Annotated in this window: 4 protein-coding genes; 3 read left to right on the top strand and 1 reads right to left on the bottom strand. The window is 70.3% G+C overall.

Features of this window, described 5'->3' with window-relative positions:
* On the top strand, positions 1-475 hold a 475-nt coding region (locus tag ABT118_RS32605), incomplete at its 5' end, for a DUF6328 family protein (RefSeq protein WP_350678521.1).
* Positions 476-497: 22 nt separating this feature from the next.
* Here the strand turns inward: ABT118_RS32605 and ABT118_RS32600 are convergent.
* The gene (locus tag ABT118_RS32600; protein ID WP_350678516.1) at positions 498-935 is read right to left on the bottom strand and encodes an STAS domain-containing protein; all 438 of its coding nucleotides are present in this window, start codon (positions 933-935) and stop codon (positions 498-500) included.
* Positions 936-1084: 149 nt separating this feature from the next.
* Here ABT118_RS32600 and ABT118_RS32595 point away from each other — a divergent pair, with 149 nt between their 5' ends.
* Positions 1085-1378, top strand: a complete 294-nt coding sequence (locus ABT118_RS32595) for a helix-turn-helix transcriptional regulator (protein ID WP_350678513.1) — start codon at positions 1085-1087, stop codon at positions 1376-1378.
* Positions 1379-1774: 396 nt separating this feature from the next.
* On the top strand, positions 1775-2599 hold an 825-nt coding region (locus ABT118_RS32590; protein WP_350678510.1), incomplete at its 3' end, for an ABC transporter substrate-binding protein.

The raw sequence follows: 2599 nt of genomic DNA, 5'->3' as shown, positions 1-2599 counted from the left end.
GAACTCCCCTGATCCCGGGCGGCACGAGACCGAGGAGGAGCGGGCCGACCGCCGCTGGGGCGAACAGCTCCAGGAGGTGCGGATCGCCCAGACCGGCGCGCAGATCATGCTCGGCTTCCTGCTGACCGTCGCCTTCACCCCGCGGTTCGCCACCGTCGACGGCTTCGAACGCGGCCTGTACGCCGCCGTGGTGACGCTCGGTGCGGTCGCGGTCGGTGCCCTGATCGCACCGGTCTCCTTCCACCGCCTGCTGGCCGGCCGGCACGTCAAGCCGAGGATGGTCCGCGCCGTCGAGCAGCTGATCGGCTTCGGTCTGGCCGTGCTGGCCCTGAACGTCGCCGCCGCGCTGCTGCTCCTGCTGCGGGTCGCCGGGCTCGGCTGGGCCGCCTGGGCCATCGCCGGGGGTGTGCTGCTCTGGTTCGGGGTGTGCTGGGTGGTCCTGCCGCTCGCCGTCCTGCGACGGCCGCGCCGCTGACCCCGATCCGCCGGACGGTCCGTCAACTGCCGTGGTGCTGCCCGGCGTCCGGGATGGTCCCGGCCGATGAGGGCGGGAACAGGTCCCGGGTCCCGGTGAGGTCCAGCAGGCGGCCCATGCGGGCCCCCGGCCGCAGGGTGAGCAGGTGTCCCGACTCCAGTGCCCGGAGGCGCAGTTCCAGCAGCGCGTTGAGGCCCGAGCTGTCGGTGAACGTGACGGCCGTGGTGTCGAGGTCGAGTCCGGCCCGGCCGGCCAGCACGGCCTGGCTGAGCACCTCCAGCAGCTGATCGGCGTTGTCGAGGAGGATCTCGCCGCTGATCCAGGCCGTCGCCCGCTCCGAACCGCCGCCCAGCCGGACCTCGAGCGGGCCGACGGTGGACAGCACCGTCGTGCCGTGCGCGGGCCCGGAGGCCTCGTCGTCCGCAGCCTGCTCGGGGCCTTCACGGGTGGGGGGAGTCATCGAGCAGTCTCCAGGGGCAGCCACCCGAAGGCGGACGGATCGATCCGGGATGACTCCACTGTTCGCCCGCATCACCGAACATGTCAAGGTTTACCTGAAATGGATTTCGTGCTTCTGCTGTCGTGAATCGGGCCGCCTATGCTGACCTCATGGACAGCACCCCGGAACCCGGACGGCAGTGGACCTTCCTCACCAACCACGCCCGGGTCCTCGTGCAGATCGCCCGCGATCCCGGCATCCGGGTACGGGACATCGCCGCCCAGTGCCTGCTCACCGAGCGCGCCGTCCAGCGGATCATCGCCGACCTCGAAGCCGCCGGCTACCTCAGCCACCGCCGCGAGGGCCGCACCAACCACTACAGCGTCATCACCGCCAAGGAACTGCGCCACCCCGCCGACAGCGGCTTCACCATCGCGGAACTGTTCTCCGTCCTCCTGCACTGACACCGCGTCAGGGTCGAGGACCGCAGGACCGGCCCGAGGCCGCCCGCCACCGGCTCGGTTTGACTCCGCGGACGATCACCACGCATAGTGCCCGCATGGCTGGATACCTCGTTTCGCGCAGGCACATCGACCTGCGCCGTGTGACGGCGACAAGCTGTCGCCCCAGCTGCTGACGCACGCCCTTTTCCGGCTCTGACGCCGACGGCCTGCTGCGTTCCCCTCGTTCGACCCACACCGCTCCACCCGTAGCCCTACGGGTCCCGGCCGTGTGACCTCTCCTCCGCTGCCGCCCAACGCCGGTCCCCTGGACCCGTGCGGGCCGGCCGCGCCGTTCCTCCCCGCCCGAACCCTCCCTGGCCGCACCATGTCCGGCCGCACCATGTCTGGAGCTCTTTCATGCACTCGCGTCGGGTCCTCCTCGCCACCCTCGCCGCCGTCGTCTCGGTCGCCTCGCTCGGCGCGTGCAGCAGCACGTCCTCGTCGAAGGCCGCCGACAACCCGTACAAGCTGACGGAGCCGGGGACGATACGCGTCGGCACGCTCTCGGACGCGCCGCCGAACGTCTACCTCAAGGACGGCAAGTTCACCGGCTTCGACAACGACCTGTTCACCGCCGTCGCCGCCAAGGCCGGCCTCAAGGTGCAGTTCGCCTCGACGGACTTCTCCGCCCTGCTCTCGCAGGTCGCCAACCGCAAGTTCGACGTGGGCAGTTCGTCCATCACCATCACCGAGGCCCGCAAGAAGACGGTGGCCTTCAGCAACGGCTACGACTTCGGCTACTTCGGGCTGGACGTCCCCGCCGGTTCGCCGATCACCAACTTCGACCAGCTCACCGGCAAGCGGGTGGTCGTCGTCCAGGGCACCGTCCAGGACGACTACGCCACCAAGAACAAGCTCGACCCGGTCCGGGTGCCCGACTACAACAGCGCCCTCAACCAGCTGAAGACCGGCACCGCCGAGGCCTGGATCTCGCCCGCGGAGATCGGTGAGAAGAGCGCCAACGACAGCGGCGGCAAGGTGGTGCTGGCGCAGAAGCAGCTCAGCTCCTCGCCGACCGCCTTCGCCGTCGCCCTCGACCGCCCGGAGCTGCTGGGTGCGCTGAACAAGGCCCTCGACGAGGTGATCGCGGACGGCACCTGGACCCGTCTGCAGCAGCAGTACTACCCGGGCCGGGCGATCCCGGAGGGCTTCAAGCCCGGCAGCGGCTCGGTCAAGTTCCCG

The organism is Kitasatospora sp. NPDC002040 (assembly GCF_040296785.1).
Taxonomy (GTDB): domain Bacteria; phylum Actinomycetota; class Actinomycetes; order Streptomycetales; family Streptomycetaceae; genus Kitasatospora.
This window is presented reverse-complemented; position numbering and strand designations above follow the sequence as displayed.

Excerpts from the sequence above, each read along its gene's own strand:
- ABT118_RS32595 (WP_350678513.1), top strand. The coding sequence starts at position 1,085 with ATGGACAGCACCCCGGAACCCGGACGGCAGTGGACCTTCCTCACCAAC.
- ABT118_RS32600 (WP_350678516.1), bottom strand. The coding sequence starts at position 935 with ATGACTCCCCCCACCCGTGAAGGCCCCGAGCAGGCTGCGGACGACGAG.